The following is a 21,445-nucleotide window of genomic DNA, read 5'->3' on the forward strand; positions in this document are numbered from 1 at the left end:
CTTAGGCATTGCACTTGATCATAGGGTGCGGATGGAGGTGCGAATTGCCCGAGCACATTCAATGACTGCTGGTGCGAACTTGCGTTCGGCCTCTTCCAGGGTCCAGCGGCTGGTAGGAGCCACCACGTGCACAGCTGCAACCGGCAGGCCTTGGCTGCCGAGGATGGGGGCAGCGATGGTCATGTCGCCGAGAAATAATTCTTCCTTGTTGACTGCATAACCCTGGCGACGGGTAACCTCAATGCGCGCCCGAATTTCATCAGTTGAGGTAAGGGTGTGCTGGGTGTGTCGCTTGAGGTTGCTGGCTGCGAGCAACTCTTCAACTTGGGCATCGGCCAAAGCGCTTAAATAGGCTCGGCCAGAGCCGGTGCAATACATCGGAATACGGCTTCCGATGGGCATGTGGATGGGAATAAATTTAGGCGCAACGAATCGAGCCACATAGACCATTTCTAGGCCATCTGGCTCGGTCAGGTTTGTGGTTTCACCTGTCACCTGTGCCAACTCGGCAAGAAAGGGGTTGGCTACATCCACCAACGTGTCGGCGGCCAGATAGTTATAACCAATCTCCATTACCCGTGGAGTCAGCTGGAAGCGTCGAGTCAGTGGGTGCTTACAGACATAACCAAGCTGCTCCAGGGTGTAGATCATACGCTGGGCTGAGCTCTTGTTAATACCAGCGGCAAGCGCGACCTCCGCGAGGTTCATGGTGCGACGATGAGCGTCAAATGCGCGTAAAACCGCCAAGCCTTTTTCCAGTGACTGATTGAACAGAGTGCTGTTGTCTTCGCTCATGGGTGTCCTTCGTGATTGTTCTTAATATCGATAGTCGATATTTATAAATCTCTTTACGATTCTTGTAAATTGTTTATATTCGGTTTGTGCCTCCTGCCGACTTCGAGGCAATCCATCCAGGACTTACGACAATAACAGCGTCCAATTGGAGATAAACCATGTACACACGTTTGCGTTCACTCGTGCTTTTATGCGCAATGTTCAGCGGTTTTGTTGGTTCCACCCACGCCGCCACAGCACCTCACTACGTGGTCGGGGCAACCGCTACCGGCGTACCTTTCACGTTTCTCGATGTTAAGAGTCAAAGTATTCAAGGCATGATGGTCGATGCCGTGGAGGCAGTGGCAGATGCAGGTGGTTTTGAAGTGGGTATCCAGCAAACTACCTTTTCCGCACTAATTCCTTCCCTGACATCCAAAAAAATCGATGTGATTTCCGCTGCCATGCTGCGCACCCCTGTGCGTGAGAAAGTGGTGCAGTTTTCCGACCCGGTATTTAGCTATGGCGAAGGGTTAATTGTTAAGGCCGACGACAAAACTGCCTATACCAAAATGGATGATCTTGCCGATCAAGTGGTGGGTGCTCAAGTGGGTACGGTGTTCTTTGATGAGCTGAATAAGCGTGGGATCTTCAAAGAAGTGCGTGGTTACGACTCGATTGCCGACTTAATGCGCGATCTAACCTTGGGTCGGATCAAGGCTGGCTTTGCTGATCACCCAATCTTGGCATACCAACTGGCTCAGGGTGGTCATGACCAAGTGCGTCTGGTGCGCGATTATCAGCCGGTAATCATGGGCGATGTTTGCCTCGTTGTGCGCAAAGGCGATAGCGAAATGCTGAGCCGGGTTAACAAGGGCATCGCGGCAATCAAAGCGGATGGCTCGCTCGAGCGCATCATTGAGAAGTGGAAACTCAACTGACCACCTCTAGCCCGCTGGATACGGCGGGCTGCTCCATCTCCTAACCCACGGGTCGTCTTATGTTCCTCCAGAATGCTCTGGACTTCCTCCCTATTCTGTTGAAAGGGGCGGTGGTCACTATTCAGGTCACAGCAGGCTCATTCCTGCTCAGTTCGGTGCTTGGTTTGGTGCTGGCGTTGATGATGGTCTCGAAAGTCCGCCCTATTGCATTGTTTGCCATTGGGCTGGTCAGCATCATCCGCGGGCTGCCTATCATCGTTCAGCTGTTTTACATCTATTTCGTCTTGCCAGAATTTGGTATTCAGTTGACGGCTTTTCAAGCGGGTGTCATCGGCTTAGGGATCGCGTATTCGGCCTATCAGGCGGAAAACTTCCGCGCCGGTATTCAGGCCATTCATCAAGGTCAGATCGAAGCGGCTGAATCCATTGGTATGCGCAGTGCGATGGTTATGCGCCGTGTAGTGCTACCGCAGGCATTCCGTATTGCGCTGCCACCTTATGGCAACACCCTGGTGATGATGCTCAAGGATTCTTCACTGGTTTCCACCATTACGGTGGCTGAGATGACCCGCGCCGGGCAGCTGATTGCCTCGTCTACCTTCGAAAATATGACGGTATATACCTTAGTGGCTCTGCTCTATCTGGTCATGAGCTTGCCGTTGTCTTACGGGTTGCGTCGGTTGGAAGCGCGAATGGGCCTGAGGAAATCCAAATGATCGAGATTAAGAATCTGCACAAAAGCTTCGGCAATATGAAGGTACTTGAAGGTATTGATCTGAATGTCGACAGTGGAGAAGTGGTGTGCCTAATCGGGCCGTCAGGCTCTGGCAAGTCAACGTTACTACGCTGTATCAATGGCCTGGAAAGTTATGACCAAGGCGATGTGTTAGTCAGTGGCGAGAAGGTCGATCGAGATAGTAAGCGTATCCACGAGGTCCGCACTCAAGTCGCGATGGTGTTTCAGCGCTTCAATTTGTTCCCTCATCGCACGGCCTTGGAAAACGTCATGGAAGGGCCGATTTACGTGAAGAAGGAAAACCCCAAGCAAGCCCGTGAAGATGCTAAGGCATTGCTGGAAAAGGTCGGCTTGTCACATCGTATGGATGCTTACCCCGATGAACTCTCCGGAGGCCAGCAGCAACGGGTGGCGATAGCACGTGCGTTGGCGATGAAGCCCCAAGCGATTTTGTTTGATGAGCCAACTTCGGCGCTTGACCCAGAGTTGGTTGGTGAGGTGCTTGCGGTGATGCGTCGGTTAGCCGATGAAGGTATGACCATGGTGGTGGTCACCCATGAGATGGGGTTTGCCCGGGATGTGGCGGACAAGGTGTGTTTTCTGCATAGCGGAGTGATCGTCGAGGAAGGGCCGGCTGGTGAGGTGCTGAGTACACCGCAGCATGCGCGTACGCAGGACTTCCTGCGACGGATGTTGAGTCATGAGGCGTCGATATGAACGCACCTCAATCAATGCATCTACCCAATTCACTGTGGGCGGCGACTGCTACGCCGGCCATTGAGACAGAAGCCTTGGTTGCTGATTGCCGTGCAGATGTAGTGGTGGTGGGGGCCGGTTATACCGGTTTGGTGACTGCCTTACACTTAGCTGAGGCCGGAGTTGATGTTTGTGTGTTGGATGCTGGCGAGCCTGGCTGGGGCGCTTCCGGGCGTAACGGCGGTCAGGTGATTCCGGGTTTGAAATACGATCCTGAGCAATTGCTGGCGAAGTTTGGTAGTGCGCGTGGGGAGGCGTTGATCGAGGCAGCTGGAGGCGCTGCAGATGAGGTTTTCGACCTGATTAAGCGCCATGCCATTGAGTGTGATGCGACCCGCAACGGTTGGATTCAGCCCGCGGCATCTGTGACCTCGTTACGAGCGATTGAGCAGCGCGCTGAACAATGGCGACAGCGCGGTGTGCCAGTCGAGGTGCTTGATCAGGCCGCTGTTACCCAGCGCATTGGTAGTAGCAACTATTTGGGCGGCTGGGTCGATTCACGCGCAGGTAGTTTGCATCCTTTGAGTTATGCCCGCGGTTTGGCTCGTGTTGCCAGTAGTAAGGGCGCGCGGATTCACAGCAACAGTCGTGTCACTGGTTTGAGCCGTCAGGAGGGCCGCTGGCTATTAAGCACTGCGCAGGGTGCAAGCGTTAGCGCCGATCGGGTGCTGTTGGCGACCAATGGCTACAGTGATGAATTGTTGCCGGGACTACGCCAGACACTGATCGCTGCCAACAGCTTTATTCTTGCCACAAAACCTCTGTCGCCGTCATTGCGTGAAAGTATTCTTCCCGGCGGCGAGGTCTGTTCGGATGCTCGACGATTGTTGCTGTATTTCAAGCAAGATGCCCACGGCCGTTTGCTATTGGGTGGGCGCGGGCCATTTTCAGAACCCTCCAGACAGGCTGATTGGGAGCATTTGGAGCGCTCGCTGACAGGGCTTTTCCCGCAGCTCACTGGCACCCCCATCGAATATCGCTGGAGCGGCCGGGTGGCGCTGACTCAGGATTTTCTCCCTCACTTGCATGAGCCGGCACCTGGGATCTCTTGCTTGCTCGGTTACAACGGCCGTGGTGTTGCTTTGTCGACGGCTCTTGGTCGGCGGTTAGCACGCAGGCTGGCCGGTCATGACGAGGAGTTCCCGTTTCCTGTCAGTGCGGTTCGACAAATTCCATTGCATGGGTTGCAGCGGCTCTATCTTGGGGCTGGCATCGCTTGGTACAGGCTGTTAGATGCTTTGCTCTAGGGTCTTACCGCCCGCGTGAGTGGATAGCAGTATTTTGCTGCGGCTGATCGCGATTCACCGCAGCTTCACTGTTTTGCAGTCAAGTTGTCATGTTTTAAGCCGACCCTGAGGCTCCTGATATTCAGTCTGGGAGTCTGATCATGTCGCGCTATGTGGATGAATCGCAGCCGTACGTTAACAGCCAGGCCAAAGCTCGGCGTAAATTGGTTGACCAGCGACGCATGGAGTACCGCCGTGCCATTGAGAGCTACTCTGAGCAGCGTCTACTGCAACAGGAGCTGTCTGATTACCCTGAGCTGATCGCAGCCAACTATATTGCAGCTGCGCGTGAGGTGAGTCGCCCAGCGCGCTAACCGTTCACGCTGAAGTCAGGAGTATTGGCTTCTGGCTTCTTTGCGGGTGATGAGCTGAAGTGCTCCGCCAATAAGGTGATTTGGCTGCGCTGGTTACGCACAAAGGTGAAAAACTCCTGCGCCACCGGTGACAGGTATTTTCCCCGTGGATGCACCACGCACCAACTGCGTAGCAGGGGCAATTCGCTGACGTTTAACTCTTGCAACGCCGCGCATGCCAGTTCTCGCCTCACGGCGTGCCGGGGCAGCAGGGCAATGCCCAAGCCCGCAATAACCCCCTCGATTTGCCCTTCAAAAGACCCAAACTCCAAGGTGTTGGCAAAGTGTGCCCGCTTTTGATTGCAATACTCTTCACAGGCTTTGCGCGTGCCCGAACCCACTTCGCGGGTCAGCAGCGGATAAGCTGTCAGCGCTTGTAAATCCAGGGATGGCACTGCACACAGCGGGTGGTCTGGCGGCGCTACGGCGATAATCGGGTTATTCAAAAAGGGTAAAAATTCCAGCGCCATGTCCGTTGGCACCTGCGACAGAATCAACAAGTCATCGCGGTTAGCGCTGAGTCGTTTGACTGCCTGTGCATGATTGACCACTGTGAGTTGTAGGTTAATTTCCGGGTATTGTCGGCGAAATGCTGCGAATAGGTGGGGAATAAAGTATTTGGCACTGGATTCGACAGCCAGGCTTAACTGACCCTGCAATGAGCCCTGTAAATTGCTCAGTTGCATATCCAGGCTTTCGAGTCGGCCAAAAATATCCTCACTGGCGCGCAGTAGTGCCTCGGCCGCTTCAGTGCGGTGCAGTTTTTTTGCGACGTAATCGAAAAGCGGCTGGCCGGTCAGCTCTTCTAGCTGGCGAATTTGCAAACTCACCGCAGGTTGGGTCAGCGACATTTCCTCGGCGGCCCTGCTGTAAGACTGCTGCTCACAGACTGAGCGAAACACTTGTAGCTGGCGAAGTGTCATTCGCATCAAGGATTTACGCACGGTTTGCTGCCTCGTTTTTGTCGATTCTGCGGCGCTGTCAGAGCACAAAGCAGTTCAGAATGCCTATATATAAGTTTTTGCTTATGAGTAATCAAATAATTATTGATTTTAGGTAATCGACTAAGCGGCGTAGGGTTAAGACACAACCGCTTACAAGAACTAAATGGAGCGGGGTTTGTTTGGCCCATGCTCGAGGACAACACTTGTGATCAAGAAAATCCTGATTGCTAACCGTGGCGAAATTGCTGTCCGTATCGTGCGTGCTTGCGCCGAAATGGGGATTCGCTCGGTGGCCGTCTATTCCGACGCTGACCGCATGGCGCTGCACGTTAAGCGTGCCGATGAGGCGCACAGCCTTGGCGATGACCCACTAGCGGGTTACCTGAACCCACGCAAGCTGGTCAACCTGGCGGTCGAAACCGGCTGTGATGCACTGCATCCCGGTTATGGATTTCTTTCGGAAAATGCCGAGCTGGCGGATATCTGCGCCGAGCGTGGGATCAAGTTCATAGGCCCGAGCGCGGAAGTCATTCGTCGCATGGGTGACAAAACTGAAGCCCGCCGCAGCATGATCAAGGCTGGGGTGCCAGTGACTCCCGGCACCGAAGGCAACGTCGCCGACATTGCCGAGGCGCTGACTGAAGCCGAACGCATTGGCTACCCCGTAATGCTGAAAGCTACTTCGGGTGGTGGCGGCCGTGGTATTCGCCGTTGCAACAGCAAAGCCGAGCTAGAGCAGGCCTATCCGCGAGTGATTTCAGAGGCGACCAAGGCATTTGGCAGCGCTGAAGTGTTCCTCGAAAAATGCATCGTTAATCCAAAGCATATCGAAGCGCAGATACTGGCTGACAGCCAGGGCAACGTGGTGCATCTGTTTGAGCGTGATTGCTCGATCCAGCGTCGTAACCAGAAGCTGATTGAAATTGCCCCAAGCCCACAGCTAACACCTGAGCAGCGCGCCTACATTGGTGACCTCTCAGTGCGTGCGGCACAAGCGGTAGGTTACGAGAACGCCGGTACCGTGGAGTTCCTGCTCGCCGAGGGCGAGGTGTACTTCATGGAAATGAACACGCGGGTGCAGGTGGAACACACCATCACCGAGGAAATCACCGGCATCGATATCGTTCGCGAGCAGATCCGCATTGCCTCTGGCTTGCCGTTGTCGGTCAAGCAGGAAGACATCATCCACCGTGGTTTTGCCCTGCAATTTCGGATTAACGCCGAAGACCCGAAGAACAACTTTCTGCCGTCATTCGGCAAGATCACCCGTTACTACGCGCCCGGCGGCCCCGGTGTGCGTACCGACACGGCGATCTATACCGGTTACACCATTCCGCCGTACTACGACTCAATGTGTCTCAAGCTGATTGTTTGGGCGCTGACCTGGGAAGAGGCGATGGATCGTGGCTTGCGCGCCTTGGATGACATGCGCGTGCAAGGGGTGAAAACCACCGCTGCGTATTATCAGGAAATTCTGCGTAATCCTGAATTCCGTAGCGGTCAGTTCAACACCAGCTTCGTCGAGAGTCATCCTGAGTTGACTGAATACTCGATCAAACGTAACCCGTCGCACCTGGCCATCGCCATCGCCACTGCAATTGCTGCCCACGCTGGCCTGTGAGGAATTGAGAAATGGTTAAGAAGATTACTGTTACCGACACCATCCTGCGCGACGCTCACCAGTCGTTGCTGGCTACGCGCATGCGTCTCGACGACATGCTGCCGATCTGCGCCAAGCTCGATCAGGTCGGTTATTGGTCGCTGGAAGTCTGGGGCGGGGCAACTTTTGATGCCTGTGTGCGCTTTCTTAAGGAAGATCCGTGGGAGCGCCTGCGTCAGCTCAAGGCGGCGCTGCCTAATACCCGTCTGCAAATGTTGCTGCGCGGCCAGAACCTGCTCGGCTATCGCCATTACAGCGATGACGTGGTTAAAGCATTTGTGGCCAAGGCCGCAGTTAACGGCATCGATGTGTTCCGTATTTTTGATGCGATGAATGATGTGCGTAACCTGCGTGTGTCCATTGAAGCCGTCAAAGCTGCCGGCAAACACGCTCAGGGCACCCTCAGCTACACCGTCAGCCCAGTGCATACCACTCAGGCATTTGTCGATCAGGCCAAGGCGATGCAAGCCATGGGTATCGACTCCATCGCGATCAAGGACATGGCCGGTCTGCTGACCCCCTATGCCACTGCCGATTTGGTCAAAGCGCTAAAAGATGAAATCGATCTGCCGATCTTTATCCACAGCCATGACACTGCAGGCATGGGTTCGATGTGCCAGCTCAAGGCGATTGAAGCCGGTGCTGACCATATCGATACCGCTATCTCCAGTTTCGCGTGGGGCACTAGCCATCCGGGTACTGAGTCGATGGTTGCAGCGCTGCGCGGCAGCCAATATGACACCGGCCTCGACTTGGCGCTGATTCAGGAAATCGGCCTGTACTTCCATGCTGTGCGCAAGAAGTACCACCAGTTTGAAAGCGAGTTCACCGCCGTCGATACCCGTGTACAGGTTAACCAGGTACCTGGCGGGATGATGTCTAACCTCGCCAACCAGCTTAAAGAGCAGGGCGCGCTGAACCGCATCAACGAAGTGTTTGCTGAAATTCCCAAAGTACGTGAAGACCTCGGCTTCCCGCCGCTGGTGACGCCAACTTCGCAAATTGTCGGCACCCAGGCCGTGTTTAACGTATTGGCCGGTGAGCGTTACAAAACCATCACCAACGAGGTCAAGCTTTACCTGCAAGGCCGTTACGGCAAAGCACCGGGCAAGGTCAACGAGAAGCTGCGCAAGCAGGCGATTGGCAACGAAGAAGTCATCGACATTCGCCCGGCAGATCTGCTCAAACCCGAGCTGGCCAAACTGCGCGAAGAGATCGGCACTGTCGCAAAATCCGAAGAAGACGTGCTGACTTACGCGATGTTCCCGGACATCGGTCGCAAGTTTCTGGAAGAACGCGAAGCGGGCTCTCTGGTGCCAGAAGTATTGCTGCCAATTCCTGATGGTACAGGTGTTGCTGCCGCGGGTGGCGAGGGCGTACCCACTGAGTTTGTGGTCGATGTGCACGGTGAAAGCTACCGCGTAGACATCACCGGCGTTGGGGTTAAAGGCGACGGCAAGCGTCACTTCTACCTGTCGATCGATGGCATGCCGGAAGAGGTGGTGTTCGAGCCGCTTAACGACTTTGTTGCGGGTGCCGGCGGCAAGCGCAAACAAGCCAGCGGGCCGGGGGATGTGAGCACCAGCATGCCGGGCAATATCGTCGATGTGTTGGTTAAAGAGGGCGATACCGTCAAGGCTGGCCAGTCACTGCTGATCACCGAAGCCATGAAGATGGAGACCGAAGTGCAAGCGCCAATCGATGGCACGGTGAAGGTCGTTCACGTGGCCAAGGGCGATCGGGTTAACCCGGGTGAAGTGCTGGTTGAGATCGAGTAGAGGTCGCTAAGCGATCCGCTAACAAGTTTCTCTGTGGGGGCCTTCGGGCTCCCTTTTTTTGCTTTGCATTTTTGATTGCGTCTAGCCGTAGCACCTCCCGCAACGGTAGGCTGGTGCTTGTTAAGAATAATCGCGAGTGAATTGATGCAAGCGCTGTTAGACGAGATCATTGAGCAGACCCGGCCATTAATTGGTCAGGGTAAAGTTGCCAACTATATTCCGGCATTAGGCAGTGTGTCGCCCGATCAACTGGGTATCGCGGTGTACAGCAACGACGGCGAATTATTTACCGCTGGCGATGCCAATACGCCGTTCTCGATCCAGAGTATTTCCAAAGTCTTCAGTTTGGTTCAGGCGATGGGCCATTCGGGTGAGGCAATTTGGCAGCGGCTCGGTTATGAGCCATCCGGGCAACCGTTTAACTCGCTGGTGCAGCTGGAGTTGGAGCGCGGTATTCCACGCAATCCGTTTATTAACACTGGCGCACTGGTTATCTGTGACATCAACCAGTCGTGCTATGCGGCACCTTCGCTAGCCATGCGTGATATGGCGCGACGGCTTTCCGGAAACCCAGGGGTGGTGATCGATAGCGTAGTGGCAGCTTCGGAATACGAGCACCGCGCGCGCAACGCTGCAGCGGCTTATTTGATGCAGTCGTTTGGTAACTTTCATAACGATGTCGACCTGGTGTTGCGCAGTTATTTCAACCATTGCGCCTTACGCATGAGTTGCATCGATCTGGCCCATGCTTTTAGTTTTCTCGCTAATCAAGGTGTTAGCAGGCTCAGTGGTGAGCGCGTGATGAGCTTGCGCCAAGTCACCCAAGTTAACGCGATCATGGCCACCAGTGGCTTGTATAACGAGGCTGGGACATTCGCTTACCGCGTTGGCCTGCCCGGTAAAAGCGGGGTTGGTGGCGGTATCATTGCGATTGTTCCGGACCGTTATTCTATCTGCGTCTGGTCGCCTGAATTGAATCCTGCCGGTAACTCGCTGGTGGGTCTGCAGGCGCTGGAGATGCTAAGCGATAAGATCGGCTGGTCGGTGTACTAAAACTTTTGTTGTTCTGACTCAGGGTGGACAACTTTGCGTTGCTCACTCTGGGCGCGCCCCATTACTTTTCCCTGAAGGACGCCCCATGGTCACCTGTTCCCTGCGCTATATCATTGATGCTTACAAACAAGCTGAATTTGAACGCTATGCGAAGCTTTGGATCCCGCTGGTAGAGAAATTTGGCGGCCAGCATCACGGTTACTTTTTGCCGGGTGAGGGGGCGAACAATGTTGCGTTGGCGTTATTTTCCTTCCCCAGCCTAGCCGCTTACGAGCAATATCGGATTGAGTCAGCAACGGACGCTGATTGCCAAGCTGCTTTTCACTATGCCGAGCAAACCAAATGCATCTTGAGCTACGAGCGGAGCTTTTTCAGGCCGGTGCTGGCATAAGTTTATTGTCGCTCTGATCACTGCCGGCGCCTTGGCTGTACCAAGATGTGCCCATAGTTTTATAGGGGTCGATGCTATTGACATACTTGGGTGTTCTATCAGAATGGCTATCGAGGACTGCAACTGCGCATATGTCGGGCTTGGATACCAGTGTTTGATCCCCCCGCAATTTGGCAGCAGAGAAAGCTGGTTTCTCTGAAGTAGTGACGGTGAGCTCGCTCATCGGATTCTGACCCCAAGGCTGAGAAAGCTGGGAGCTAAAGGATTGCTGCGACTACTCCTCAACAAATATAGAAGGCGTCCTAAGGACGCCTTTTTCATTGCTGGTGGGGTGTCATTAGCACCGGGGTATTCGTCCGACTAAGGTGCCCTCTGCGCGCCGCTTTGGGTACCAAGTGACCACGTAATAGCCAAAGCCTCTACGTTCGTTTCTCGGCTCTAGAATCAGCGAGCCTATTGGGTTTTTCAGCACAGTAACTCTATGCTCGCGGCCTATGCCCATGAACTCACAATAGATGGCAGCACCGGGCGCGATCATATTCGCAATATGCGCTGCTACATCATCAATGTGGTTACAACCAAATTTCTGCAAATCTGGGCAATGAGCCTGCCAGATATGCCGCACACCAAAGCCCCTGTTATGGCCCCAGTGAGCACCTGCACGCAGGTAGATATCACCACCACGCAGTTTAAACATTGGCATCTCCGGAACTCTTCCAAAGCTGAGTTCTCCAGAGGGATGCGCAATCAAGACATTCTTGTTTAGCTTGAGCAGTTCGGACAAAAGAATCCTGAGCGATCAAAGACGTAACAGGCACAAAAGCCACGCGTCATTGATTGTGCCTTTCCTGGGCCGTCCGGCTAACCAGCACTTGGTTTGGAGCTATCGAAGGCTCTAGTCAGGCCTCAAAGGACGACAGCTAAGCTTTTTAAAGCTATGGTCTACGGATAATTATCGGATTCTTTTCCACTCAGAAATTAAAAATAAGGACTGCAAATGTCGGTAAAAATGCGAGCCGCAAGTGGTTTACTGGGCCTGTCTGTCGGCCTGCTTATGAGCGGCTGCGCGCAGACGGCGAGTACGCAAACAGAGGCCGGCAATGCTTCGTCAAAGCCAGAGAAGCAGCAATATATTGGCCGTGCTCAGGACTTATACGATTTGCCGCCGCTGTATCAGCCCGGCACGTATCGCAATATGGATAAAGTCTATTTCACCCGTGATGTAGCGCGCGGTGCGCAGGTTTATCCGTTGCCGCAACAGCCTAATATCGACGTCACCTACCAAGCAGATGGTGCTGAGCAAAACGCTGATGACTTTATGCGGCGTAATCGTGTTGGCGGTGTGTTGATCATCAAAGACGGCAAAGTCGTACTGGAAAAATACGGTCTGGGTAACGATGCGGACACCCGGTGGACCTCTTTCAGTGTGGTTAAGTCGATCTCATCGACGCTGGTCGGCGCAGCAGTGCAGCAAGGGCGGATTAACGTTAAAGCGCCAATCACTCAATACCTGCCAGCGCTGAAAGGCGGCGCTTATGATGGCGTTACCGTTGAGCAGGTTCTGCGCATGAGCTCTGGCGCGGACTGGAATGAGACCTATCGTGATCCGACTTCAGACCGCCGTAAAATGTTCGAATTGCAGCTCTCAAATACGCCGGGTTCGCTGGTCAAACAACTGAGCCAACTAAAGCGCAAATCGAAGCCGGGCACCGTGTTCAAATACAGCACCGGTGAGTCGCATTTGCAGAGCGAGTTGGTTCACGCCGCCACCGGCATGACCACCAGTGATTACTTGTCTGATCGTATCTGGGCGCGCATGGGCATGGAAAAACCAGCCTTCTGGCAGCTCGATGGGCAAGCCGGTCAAGAGATCGGCAGCAGTGGCTTCTCGGCAACGCTGAAAGATTACGGTCGCTTCGGTCAATTTATTCTTAATGATGGCGTTATCGACGGGGAACGTATTCTGCCCAAGGGTTGGTTGGATAAAGCCACTGAGGTTGATCCTGCTTCTTACCTGGCACCGGGTAAGCTCTACGGAGGGGATTACATCCTCGGCTACGGTTACCAGTGGTGGTTGTTCCCGACCGGTAAGAATGCTCGCCCTCAGCATGATGGTGCCTTTGAAGCACAGGGCATCTTTGGCCAGTTTGTCTATGTAAACCGCAAAGAGAATTTAGTCGCAGTGGTTTGGAGCGCCTGGCCAGAACCGGAAATGGACAAGCAAGAGATGGAAACCTACGACTTTATCGCTGCCGCGATTAAAGCGCTGAAGTAATGCTGTTTTGAGCAGCACAAGGCAGACCTTTGGTCTGCCTTTTTTAACGCTGCGACTATTGCATTGCCAAGCTAAAAGCTGGGGCCATCATTTGCATTTCTTGTCTGGATAAACCAATCGCTTGAGCTACTTTCCGCCATTGGCTTATGGTTCCTTTGAAGGTGCTTATTAACGCTTTGGCTTCTGCTTGTTGAACACGGAAGCGATCTGCGACTGCAAGAGCTAGGCTCAGATCGATAGAGTTATCAGCTTCTGACACATTGAGCTTGAGCCCAGTTTCGCCGGGTACAGGATTTATGTCGTAAGCAGGCGAGAGCTGCCAACCAAGGCTAGCGTCGAGGAGAAAGCCATGGTTGCGTAAATGGTCGTCAGTGTTGCTGACCAGCATATTGAAGACGATACGGCACCACAGCTCGCGTAAGTCTTCAGTGGTGTTAGAGCCATGACGTATCAGTACTTCGGCAATTTCTAGGTAACTCGCCCCCGACATATGATCGTCACCATCCTGGTGTCCGGTGAGGGTCATGGCTGACGCAAAATGCAGGCGCTCACCCGCGTGAGTCCGATCAAAACGCTTAACTCGGAAGCAGTGGTAATCGTTGTTGTATTTACCGTGCGCACCTTGGGCGACATTTAAGCCGCAGCCGTTAGCCAAGACGTTGACCAGCATTTCCCAGCCACCTAGGTCGTAAGTGTCGCGGTTGCTAGGGAATTTGGCGATCCACAACGAGTTGTCAGCTTCATCGATTACACTGGCTTTGGGGCGTGCGCCCCCAAGTGATCCCCCTGGCGCTATCAGCATGCTCAGCCAGTCCTGGCCTTCGCTACCAAGTGTTTCACCGTCTTCAAACCGGCGAGCGGCCTCTTCCAGTTCTCGAAGCCGGGTGAGTGGGGGGGCACCGCGGCCATTCTGGTTATCCAAAAAGGGGCCGTTTGGATCGACTTTGAAACGTAAAGCGCCCACTCGGTAATAATCGTGCACCCCTAGCAGGTAATCTGAAGGGGTCAACTGTGTGCCCGTGGATACGAGCCCGGCACGAGTATCTTGCTCGTGTCGTCGGCGCATTAATGTTTCCCCCCAACGATCGGGTGAGGCGTCGGCCACTAAGCCAAATCGTTCAGTCCCCGCAGGGGGAAACTGCCTTCCAGCATACGGACCAATACGTGGGTCGAATTGGATTGCAGCCAAAGGGCTGGCAAGCGCCTGTTCGTCGTACTCGAATTCCATGCGCTCGGCGGAGCGCAGACGCCGTATATGAAGCCTACCAAGCAGCGTTGGGCTGATTGATCCGGCAAAATCTGCATAGACCAAAATAGCTTCAGTCATCAGTATCTCCGAGCAGCAGCTTGGCCATATCTTTGCTGCTCATGCCCGGTTTCACCTTAGGCTGCGTCGCCGTAATATCCTCTGCATAAACGCCACGATCGGCCTTTATTGCCATTTTTGTAGGTGACTCACGCACGGGTGGGTTAACGTTTTTTGCAGGCTTTCGAGTGCGCGCTTTACTCAGAGTTGCGTCCTGCAGATGACGTCCTAATTCGTCATGCTTGGCGATAAGGGCTAGGTCTTGTTCGAGGCCGAGAGTGACCAACACCGCCATGTAAGCGCCGAGCGTAACAGCTGGGCTACCTTGCTCTAAGGCACGCAGAGTTGGAGCAGACATGCCTGTCCGGTCGGCCATTTGTTTGGCTGTGATTTTGCGCCGTTTGCGGGCCAGCAACAGTCTTTCGCCAAGTTCGGCTAAAAGACGCTCAGCAGAGGGCAGCAGTGCAGCTGTTTTCCTTGGCATGCTAATATTTTTTCAATTTTTACCTGTTAATGAAAAAATATTAGCATAAAATTTGAGTCAACACATTTTAGTAAATGTGAAATTATAATTTCATTATTTGCGAGTTAATTAATAAATAATTACATCCTTAAAGTGCGGAAATCCCACAGCCTAAGCTGTTTTTGCCCAACCTGAGCTGGGCAATCTATGGGGTTTAAGCGCTACAGAGTGAGTTTTAAAAACCTAGCTGCCATTGCACTATCAATGCGTGGTTGCGTGAGTCTTCACCCAGCTGACCGTTGTAGGCCAGGCCGACGTTTTGGTTATGGCTGATGCCGACGTCAAAGCCTGCTTCAATCAGCATGCTGTTGCGATCCAGCGCGCTGCCCTCAACACTAAATGCCGTGCCGCCGCTGAGGAATGATTGGCGCGTGTTGCTATCAACATCACCGTAAACATGACGCCAACCGATACCCAGGCGGGGGGTGAAGCTCATGCCGTTATCCAGTGTGTCGAAACGGGCGATGCGCACACCAAAGGTGCTGGTCAGGTTGTCTTGGTCTTGTGACTCAACATGCAGGGCTGCCGGGCCGCCTTTTTCGTTGTAGCTATCGCGCTCGTAACGTTGGTAGCCAAGGTTGGCGTAAGGCTCAGCTTGCAGCTTGCCACTGTTTATGGCGTAACCCAGTTCAGCAAAGGCCTGCAGGCTGTCGGCGTCATAGTCACCGCGAACACTGTCATTGAAGCCGTTGAAGTTGACCTCACGCTTGCTGTCGCCGTCATGTTTGCTGTACGCCGCGCCGAGGCGCAGGTTATAGGCACCACTCTGGCGTAATGCATAGGCACCGATGTGGTAGCTGTCGATGTTGCCATCAGCATCGCTACCAGCGTCTATATCGGTACTTGAATATCCACCCAATACCCCTAAACGCCATTGCGGATTAAGTGCCCAGTCAGCGCCGACGACTGCACCGCCAGTGTTTTGGTCGATGTCATGGCTGCCTGCGTTGCCGTCGAGCGTGCCTTTGCTGCCTAGCGCTTGAACCCACAGGCGGCCTTGGGCATTTGGGTCGTTGAGGTTGCGTGCGTCATTCGGCAAGCCGTTGGCCGCCAGCAATGGCCCATCTTGGAGGCTAACCGCGCTTTGTAAGTTGCCGCTCATGCCGCCGCCGAGTTGTTGCATCGCGCCGAGCATGGCACTGCCGACCTGACTGCTACCGGCCAGTGTGGCGTTGGCGGCACTCGCATTGCTGGCGCCGGAGAGTTGCTCTAAACCAGCGCTGGCACCGTTGCTATCGCTGCTCAGTAACGCATTGTAGAGCGCTGGATTGCTGTTGGCAGTGATGCGTTGTGCAGCGTTTGCAGCATTGCCACCTTGGGCCAAATCACTGAAAGCAACATCATTGCGTTGTAGTTCGAGCTCAACGCTGTTGGCGTTATAGGCCAATGTTGGGGTCAGAAAGGCGAAGTTGCTGCTGACACTGGCGAACTGGCCGGTTACGCCATCCTTTGCATTGATCAGGGTGTAATTGCTCAGCTTTGGATAGTCACCGCTGCCTGCGCGAATATCCAGCTTGGCACCCTCGACTTGTGCACTGCCATTAACCTCTACCGGGTTGTGCCTGCCGTCAGCTGTGATTGCAAAACCAAGGGTAGAACCTGCTTCAAGGTTGAGGTTCTGCAGCTGGCCGGCACCGCTGTAAGTTGCGCCGGATCGAACGTTCAAGGTGCCGCCAATCTGACCTTGGTTGATCAACTCCGCGCCGCTTAGGATTTCACCGCCTTCGCTGAAGTCACTGCTGGTAAGGATCCAAACACCTTGTTTAACGTTCAGCCATTCAAAGTTTTGGCTGTTACCAAAGCTGCCGCCTTTGGCATCGTCAAAGGTCACTGTGTCGCGACCCTCACCGCCATCGACCAAGCCGACAAACTGGCTTTTGGAACCTAAAGTCAGGCTGTCATCACCGCCGCTTAGATCAAGGGCTAACCCGCTAGCGCCGCTGATCATGCCATTGTTAATGACAGTGTCGGCTTGCTCGCCGATGATTCGTACGCCATCGCCGTCAAGGCCGAGGATGCTGCCGTGGTTTTCGAGGAAGGTGGCAAAGGGGGCACCGCCCGTTGCGCTGTCATCAATCAAGATGGCATTGGCTGCGCCGCTGATGGTTGCCCCTTCGCGGTTGATAATACTGCCGCCGCCCATGGCGATGCCTTCACCGGTGTTTGCAGAACCGTCTTTTTCGCCACCTGCACCAGTGCCCTCAATGGTGCCGTAGTTGTCGATCTGGCCTTGGCCGTCGATGTCTACGCCATCACCATCGCCATTCGGTGCAATACCGTTGTAGCTGCCGGTGATGCGGCCATAGTTGATGACCGTCCCATTGCCGTCAGAGCCGAAGCCTGAGCCATTGCGGCCAATGATTACGCCATCTGCGTAGTTGATCAGCTCAGCACCTCTATCGGTGGTGACGCCGTGACGACCGCCGCTGATCAATCCGTGGTTTTCCACTCTGCCACCGGTTGATTCATCGAAATCGATACCATCGAATTTGGCTTCGTCATCGGTCATGTCGCCGCTGCTGATTTCGCCGTAGTTGATTACAGTCGCGTTCGCGCCGAGGCGCATTGCGTCTTCAGCCACGCCATGGATCACACCTGTTTCGCGGTTGACGATGTCAATCTTCACATCGGTTTGCAGCGCCTTGAGCATGATTGCCCGGTCGGTCTGCGAGGTAATTGTGCCGGCATTGTCGATGCTTACCTTGCTGCCCGCGAAGTCGCCGTCGATGCGTATGCCCTGCTTCTCGGCGTCAATGGTTGCCCCGATACGATTGATGATTTGGTAGTTCCGGGCAGGGCCATCGCCGTCGTCGCTATCAATGCCGCGGTCTTTAGTCGACTGCAATGTGCCGCTGTTATCAATGATTACACCGGCGCCGCTGGTATTGCCATTAAGCAGCACGGCGGGGTCTTTCTTGGTAATCACACTACCGCTGCCGCTGATGTCCAGCCTGCTCTCGCCAGACAACTCCTGGGTGTCAGTAACGGCATTGTTAAGGGTGAGGTTGGCCGCCAGTGCATGGGCGTTGAAACCGGCGAAGAGACTCAGGGCGATACAACGGGCGAGGGGTGTCGGTCGAAAAAGCATGGCAGCTAGCTGTCCTTGTTATTAGGCGTAGCCGCTGTTTATAACGGGTAAGTCTTACGGTTTTGTAACAGCCGCTGAATTGGAATAATTGATCGCGCTGGCTCAGCTACAGTTTTCTGTCTACAGACTAGGAGTTGGAAATGGCTGAGCGAAAGATCGACGGCGGATGCCAGTGCGGTGCTGTGCGTTATTCGCTTGCGGGTGAGCCGCTGATGGCTGCTATCTGCCACTGCACCTTATGCCGCAGAGCCCATGCAGCGCCCGCTGTCGCTTGGGCGATCTATAAGGATGATCAAGTCAGCTTCACGCAGGGGCAACCCAAGTTATACGCTTCATCGGCTGATGCTCAACGCGGCTTTTGTGAGCGTTGCGGTACGCAGATTTCGTTCACCGCAAGCTTTTTACCCGGTTTGATTGATATCACCGTCGGCAGCCTCGACGACCCCCAGCAAATAACCCCAACACTGCATTATTGGCATTCAGAGCATTTGCCGTGGGTGAGGTTTGCTGATGACTTGCCGCGTTATCCCGACCTACCACCTTTCGAGTAGGCCACGCGGTGACTGAATCGCGCGGCCTTTGCTTAATGCCTAGGTGAGTTGTTTGCGGTACTGAATAAACCCGGAGCGCTCGGCAATCCGCTCATAGAGCAACATAGCTTTGCTGTTGCTCTCATGGGTGAGCCAGTAAGCACGTGCGCAATTGGCCTGTTGCGCTTGGGCGTAAACAAACTCAATTAGTTGGCGTCCGCCACCGTTGCTGCGCACATTTTTGTCGATGAACAAGTCCTGCAGATAGCAGTAGTCGCCGACCGTCCAGGTGGAGCGGTGATAAACCCAGTGGACCAAGCCGATTGCCGTGCCATTGTGCCAAGCCAGTGCGGCATTAACGGGTTCATCGGGGTCCAGAAAGCGTTGCCAGTTCACCTCACTGGCCTCGCTTGGAATTTCGGTCATGTAAAAGCGTTGGTAGCCTTGCCACAGTGGCAACCAAGCTGCGTGGTCGTCGGCGTTGACTTGGCGGACTTCAACTTCGATACGGGCGGCCATTTGCTGTCCTCCTTTTATTATTGTGGGTTGAGTGGTTAGTCGGCGCGTTCACCGCACAGATCAAGGCTGAACCAATGTTCCACCTCTGCCTGGGTCAAGCCTGCACCCAGCAAGGAGAATAACTTGCCCAGTGCTGCCTCGCGAGTCATGCCGCCTGCGGAAACCAGCCCGGCGCTTTGTAACTGGCTGCCAGCCGCATAAACCCCGAATTCAACATGGCCTTGCGGGCACTGGCTGATTGCCGCAAGCACAACACCACGTTCATGGGCGCTTTTAAGTGCAGCCAACAGCGCAGCATTATCGGAAGGGCCAGTGCCGCTGCCGTAGCATTCAAGCAATAGTGCCTGGACGCCGCTACTCAGCAGCGCGCTGATATGCTCAGCTTGAATACCGGGGTAGAAGGGTAAGACGGCAATATTTACTGGCTGGCGTGGTTGGTGATAATCAATTCTCGCCGGTATTTGCTCTGCCTTTTGACCAATGCGCTGGCGCGGCAACACGGTGAATGCATCAAAGGCATCGCTGCGCAGTTTGCTGACACGTGCGCCATGCATGAGCGCGCCATTGAAATAGACCTGCACACCCTTGGCCTGACCTTGATGCAGGGCGCGCATAGCGCCGAACAAGTTGCCCCAGGCATCGCTACCTTGTGTGCCGGCCGGCAACATTGCCCCGGTGAGTACCACGGGCACAGGCAAGTTCAGCAGCAGGAAGCTCAAGGTCGCTGCGCTGTACGCCAAGGTGTCAGTGCCTTGCAGCACCAACACGCCATCGCAACCGTTTTGCTCAATAGCGCTACGAATTGCACTCACCATGGCCAGCCAATTGGCTTGGCTCATATTGGCGCTGTCGATGGGCGGCAGTAATTCGCTGAACACCCACTCTGGCAGCGGACCTTCATGGATCTGTTGCTCACGAACACGCGCCTCAAATCCTGACGCCGGGGCCAAGCCATCGGCACTTTGCTGCATGCCAATGGTGCCGCCGGTGTACAGCAACAGGAGTTTTTCACAAGCGGCCATGGTCGCTCCTCAATCAATGCTCAATAACAAAAAGGGGCCTTTCAGCCCCTTCGTCGTTACGTTTAGCCGGCCTTAAACTGGCTTCGTTTGCGCAACGCTTTCAGTGGTGTTTTGGGCATGTATTTGCGCCCAAACGTTCGGATCGAGATCCAGATCACTGAACTCTTTTGGGTCGAATACGGGCGATTTTACACCTGCTTTCATTTGCTTGTCGTAGTCGCGCATCAAACGTAGGCCCACCTTGAACAGCAGTGCCAAGGCCACCAGGTTGCAGATAGCCAACAAGCCCATGGTTACATCAGCAAAGGCGAACACGGTGCCAAGGTCTTGCACCGAACCCCAGAACACCAACACTGCAACCAAGCCGCGGTAAACCATGACCGGCATACGCTTTTGGGTGAAGAAGCCCAATGCGTTTTCGCCCAGGTAGTAGTTGTAGATCAGCGTAGTGAAGACGAACAGCAGCAACGCTACAGTGATAAATACCCGGCCCCATTCACCGACCACACTGGCGACTGCGCTTTGCGTCAGGAGTACGCCTGCGATATCAGTGTCAGGCTGATAAACGCCTGATAGCAGGATGATAAGCGCGGTGCAGCTGCACAGAATGATGGTATCGATAAATACGCTAAGGGACTGCACGATGCCCTGCGCGACAGGGTGTGGAACTTCGGCCACTGCGGCGACGTTGGGTGCACTGCCCAGACCTGCTTCGTTGGAGAACAGGCCGCGCTTAACGCCCATGATAATGGCTGCACCGATGCCGCCCGCAAATGCTGGCTCAAGGCCAAAGGCACTGCGGAAGATCAATGAAAAAACTTCCGGGATGCGCTCAGCATTACTGCCGATAACAAACATGGCCATGGCGATATATGAGAAAGCCATCACCGGCACCAGAATGTCAGCAAACTTGGCGATGCGCTTGATGCCGCCGAAGATGATCATGCCGATCACAACTGTCAGCACCACGCCGCTGACATAGGTCGGGACGCCAAAGGTATCGTGCAGGGAGCTGGCAACGGTGAAGGACTGTACGGCGTTGAAGCCGAAACCGAAGGTCATCAGCAGCAGGATCGAAACGACGATACCCAACCAGCGTTGGCCCAGGCCGTGTTCAATATAGAACGCCGGGCCGCCACGGTAACCGCCATCGGGTTCGCGACGCTTATACAACTGAGCAATTGAGCATTCGAAGTAGCTGGTAGCCATGCCGACCAGCGCCACGATCCACATCCAGAAAATTGCCCCGGGGCCGCCGAGAATAATCGCCACCGACACCCCGGCAATGTTGCCTGCGCCGACGCGACCTGCAACCGACAGCATCAGTGCCTGGAACGAGCTGAGTTGGCCGGGTTGGCGCTTAAATGCTTCAGCAAAAATGCTGAACATATTGCCGAAGTAGCGGAACTGAACGAAGCGAGAGGCGATGGTGAAGAACAAACCAAGGCCAATCAGCATTACGATCAGCAGCTTGCTCCAGATGAGGTCATTGAGTAAATCGAGCATAGGG

At 54.4% G+C, this 21,445-nt stretch carries 20 protein-coding genes; 11 read left to right on the forward strand and 9 right to left on the reverse strand.

The genetic code is table 11. The features are described 5' to 3' along the window. Window positions 1–18: 18 nt before the first annotated feature. Window positions 19–795, reverse strand: coding sequence for an IclR family transcriptional regulator (locus tag ACIGCM_RS17090; RefSeq protein WP_397503257.1), 777 nt, complete (start codon window positions 793–795; stop codon window positions 19–21). 158 nt (window positions 796–953) lie between these two features. Between ACIGCM_RS17090 and ACIGCM_RS17095 the strand changes: the two genes are divergently transcribed. The 5 genes from ACIGCM_RS17095 to ACIGCM_RS17115 all read left to right on the forward strand — a co-directional run bounded on the left by ACIGCM_RS17095 (window position 954) and on the right by ACIGCM_RS17115 (window position 4,807). After that, on the forward strand, window positions 954–1,715 hold the full coding sequence (locus ACIGCM_RS17095) for an ABC transporter substrate-binding protein (RefSeq protein WP_397503258.1): 762 nt from the start codon (window positions 954–956) through the stop codon (window positions 1,713–1,715). A gap of 59 nt (window positions 1,716–1,774) precedes the next feature. Further along, the gene (locus ACIGCM_RS17100; protein WP_397503259.1) at window positions 1,775–2,431 is read left to right on the forward strand and encodes an amino acid ABC transporter permease; all 657 of its coding nucleotides are present in this window, start codon (window positions 1,775–1,777) and stop codon (window positions 2,429–2,431) included. Next, the gene (locus ACIGCM_RS17105) at window positions 2,428–3,168 is read left to right on the forward strand and encodes an amino acid ABC transporter ATP-binding protein (protein ID WP_397503260.1); all 741 of its coding nucleotides are present in this window, start codon (window positions 2,428–2,430) and stop codon (window positions 3,166–3,168) included. Before ACIGCM_RS17100 ends, ACIGCM_RS17105 begins: the two co-directional genes overlap by 4 nt. After that, window positions 3,165–4,454 carry an NAD(P)/FAD-dependent oxidoreductase gene (locus ACIGCM_RS17110; protein ID WP_397503261.1) on the forward strand — a complete coding sequence of 430 codons (1,290 nt, stop codon included), beginning with the start codon at window positions 3,165–3,167 and terminating at the stop codon, window positions 4,452–4,454. The genes ACIGCM_RS17105 and ACIGCM_RS17110 overlap by 4 nt, the downstream gene beginning before the upstream one ends. Window positions 4,455–4,594: 140 nt before the next feature. Further along, window positions 4,595–4,807, forward strand: coding sequence for a PA3496 family putative envelope integrity protein (locus ACIGCM_RS17115; RefSeq protein ID WP_397503262.1), 213 nt, complete (start codon window positions 4,595–4,597; stop codon window positions 4,805–4,807). On the opposite strand, the gene ACIGCM_RS17120 is transcribed toward ACIGCM_RS17115, so the two are convergent. Continuing rightward, window positions 4,804–5,790 (reverse strand): LysR family transcriptional regulator, encoded by a 987-nt coding sequence (locus tag ACIGCM_RS17120; protein ID WP_397503263.1) that lies wholly within the window; start codon window positions 5,788–5,790, stop codon window positions 4,804–4,806. The two genes, ACIGCM_RS17115 and ACIGCM_RS17120, sit on opposite strands and share 4 nt — an antisense overlap. A gap of 205 nt (window positions 5,791–5,995) precedes the next feature. On the opposite strand from ACIGCM_RS17120, the gene ACIGCM_RS17125 reads away from it, so the two are divergent. The 4 genes from ACIGCM_RS17125 (at window position 5,996) to ACIGCM_RS17140 (ending at window position 10,672) form a co-directional block, all read left to right on the forward strand. Further along, window positions 5,996–7,411, forward strand: coding sequence for an acetyl-CoA carboxylase biotin carboxylase subunit (locus ACIGCM_RS17125; RefSeq protein ID WP_397503264.1), 1,416 nt, complete (start codon window positions 5,996–5,998; stop codon window positions 7,409–7,411). A gap of 11 nt (window positions 7,412–7,422) precedes the next feature. Continuing rightward, window positions 7,423–9,228 (forward strand): sodium-extruding oxaloacetate decarboxylase subunit alpha, encoded by a 1,806-nt coding sequence (gene oadA, locus ACIGCM_RS17130; protein ID WP_397503265.1) that lies wholly within the window; start codon window positions 7,423–7,425, stop codon window positions 9,226–9,228. A gap of 144 nt (window positions 9,229–9,372) precedes the next feature. Next, entirely contained in the window at window positions 9,373–10,281 is a 909-nt protein-coding gene (gene glsB / locus ACIGCM_RS17135) for a glutaminase B (protein WP_397503266.1), read from the forward strand. An 85-nt stretch (window positions 10,282–10,366) separates the two neighbouring features. Continuing rightward, a complete protein-coding gene (locus tag ACIGCM_RS17140) occupies window positions 10,367–10,672 on the forward strand; it encodes an NIPSNAP family protein (protein ID WP_397503267.1) in 306 nt (101 codons plus the stop codon). A gap of 337 nt (window positions 10,673–11,009) precedes the next feature. On the opposite strand, the gene ACIGCM_RS17145 is transcribed toward ACIGCM_RS17140, so the two are convergent. Further along, window positions 11,010–11,456 carry a hypothetical protein gene (locus tag ACIGCM_RS17145; protein WP_397503268.1) on the reverse strand — a complete coding sequence of 149 codons (447 nt, stop codon included), beginning with the start codon at window positions 11,454–11,456 and terminating at the stop codon, window positions 11,010–11,012. Window positions 11,457–11,669: 213 nt separating this feature from the next. On the opposite strand from ACIGCM_RS17145, the gene ACIGCM_RS17150 reads away from it, so the two are divergent. Beyond that, window positions 11,670–12,947 carry a serine hydrolase domain-containing protein gene (locus ACIGCM_RS17150; protein ID WP_397503269.1) on the forward strand — a complete coding sequence of 426 codons (1,278 nt, stop codon included), beginning with the start codon at window positions 11,670–11,672 and terminating at the stop codon, window positions 12,945–12,947. A 55-nt stretch (window positions 12,948–13,002) separates the two neighbouring features. Here the strand turns inward: ACIGCM_RS17150 and ACIGCM_RS17155 are convergent, their stop codons facing one another. The 3 genes from ACIGCM_RS17155 to ACIGCM_RS17165 all read right to left on the reverse strand — a co-directional run bounded on the left by ACIGCM_RS17155 (window position 13,003) and on the right by ACIGCM_RS17165 (window position 17,864). Next, window positions 13,003–14,274, reverse strand: a complete 1,272-nt coding sequence (locus ACIGCM_RS17155) for a type II toxin-antitoxin system HipA family toxin (RefSeq protein WP_397503270.1) — start codon at window positions 14,272–14,274, stop codon at window positions 13,003–13,005. Next, entirely contained in the window at window positions 14,267–14,737 is a 471-nt protein-coding gene (locus ACIGCM_RS17160) for a helix-turn-helix domain-containing protein (protein WP_397503271.1), read from the reverse strand. Before ACIGCM_RS17160 ends, ACIGCM_RS17155 begins: the two co-directional genes overlap by 8 nt. A gap of 214 nt (window positions 14,738–14,951) precedes the next feature. Next, a complete protein-coding gene (locus ACIGCM_RS17165; protein ID WP_397503272.1) occupies window positions 14,952–17,864 on the reverse strand; it encodes an autotransporter domain-containing protein in 2,913 nt (970 codons plus the stop codon). A gap of 140 nt (window positions 17,865–18,004) precedes the next feature. Between ACIGCM_RS17165 and ACIGCM_RS17170 the strand changes: the two genes are divergently transcribed. Continuing rightward, a complete protein-coding gene (locus ACIGCM_RS17170; RefSeq protein WP_397503273.1) occupies window positions 18,005–18,415 on the forward strand; it encodes a GFA family protein in 411 nt (136 codons plus the stop codon). A gap of 39 nt (window positions 18,416–18,454) precedes the next feature. On the opposite strand, the gene ACIGCM_RS17175 is transcribed toward ACIGCM_RS17170, so the two are convergent. From ACIGCM_RS17175 to ACIGCM_RS17185, 3 genes are all read right to left on the reverse strand, one after another. Further along, entirely contained in the window at window positions 18,455–18,913 is a 459-nt protein-coding gene (locus ACIGCM_RS17175; RefSeq protein WP_397503274.1) for a GNAT family N-acetyltransferase, read from the reverse strand. A 35-nt stretch (window positions 18,914–18,948) separates the two neighbouring features. After that, on the reverse strand, window positions 18,949–19,935 hold the full coding sequence (locus tag ACIGCM_RS17180; RefSeq protein WP_397503275.1) for an asparaginase: 987 nt from the start codon (window positions 19,933–19,935) through the stop codon (window positions 18,949–18,951). 72 nt (window positions 19,936–20,007) lie between these two features. Next, window positions 20,008–21,441 carry an alanine/glycine:cation symporter family protein gene (locus ACIGCM_RS17185; protein ID WP_397503276.1) on the reverse strand — a complete coding sequence of 478 codons (1,434 nt, stop codon included), beginning with the start codon at window positions 21,439–21,441 and terminating at the stop codon, window positions 20,008–20,010. Window positions 21,442–21,445: the final 4 nt, after the last annotated feature.

Origin of the sequence: Pseudomonas sp. NPDC078700 (genome assembly GCF_044542375.1) — a bacterium.
Classification (GTDB): Bacteria; Pseudomonadota; Gammaproteobacteria; order Pseudomonadales; family Pseudomonadaceae; genus Aquipseudomonas.